The organism is Kitasatospora cheerisanensis KCTC 2395 (assembly GCF_000696185.1).
GTDB classification, from domain to species: Bacteria; Actinomycetota; Actinomycetes; order Streptomycetales; family Streptomycetaceae; genus Kitasatospora; species Kitasatospora cheerisanensis.
The window spans coordinates 632,095-632,948 of the sequence record NZ_KK853997.1; the positions used below are offsets into that span (position 1 = coordinate 632,095).

At 75.3% G+C, this 854-nt stretch carries 1 protein-coding gene; it reads left to right on the forward strand.

Annotated features, from left to right (window positions below; all coding sequences use genetic code 11):
• Positions 1 to 246 precede the first annotated feature (246 nt).
• Positions 247 to 854, forward strand: a 608-nt coding sequence (locus KCH_RS02815; protein ID WP_035870569.1) for a DedA family protein, incomplete at its 3' end; no start/stop codon positions are given.

Sequence of the window (854 nt, forward strand, 5' to 3'; positions counted from 1 at the left end):
CAGCAGCGCGGCGGCGGTGACGTCGGGGACGCCGGGTGCGGCCGTCCAGCTGAGGTCGGCGTGCACGGCGGGCACGTCGATCGGGAGGTTGGTGCCCTTGGCCAAGGATCTCGCGGTCACCGCAACAGTTTCGCCCATCGGGGGCATGCGACGCGCCCCCCGGGACGCGGGTTCTGCGGGCCTCGGCGGCCCGGGCGCTACGGTGGGGGCCGGACGGTGGGCGAGCCGGGAACGAGGTGGTCGGCGGTGCACGCGGTCACCGACTGGCTGAGCCGGCTGTCCGGCCCGGTGGTGTACGCGGTGGTCGGCGCCCTGGTGTTCGCCGAGGACGCGCTGTTCTTCGGCTTCGTGCTGCCCGGCGAGACCGCCGCCGTGCTCGGCGGACTGCTCGCCCACCAGGGCAAGGTGTCGCTGGGCTGGATGGTCCTGGTGGTGGTCGCCGCCGCGATCCTCGGCGACTCGACGGGCTACGAGGTGGGGCGCCGGCTCGGGCCGGCGGTGCTGCGGACCAGGTCGATGCGCCGGCACGCGGACCGGATCGAGGGTGCCCGGGACCTGATCCGCCGTCGCGGCCCGGTCGCCGTGCTGCTCGGGCGGTTCGTCGCGTTCTTCCGGGCGCTGATGCCGGCGCTGGCGGGCGTCTCCCGGATGCCGTACCGGCAGTTCCTGCTCTACAACGCGGTCGGCGGGCTGATCTGGGGCGTGGGCTTCACCCTGCTCGGGTACTTCGCGGGCTCCGCGTACTCCAGGGTCGAGGGCACGGTGGGCCGTTCGCTGGCGCTGGCGGTCGCGGCGGTCGTGGTGGTGGCGCTGGTGGTCTGGCGGGCGCGCTCGCACCGGCGCGGGTCGAGCCG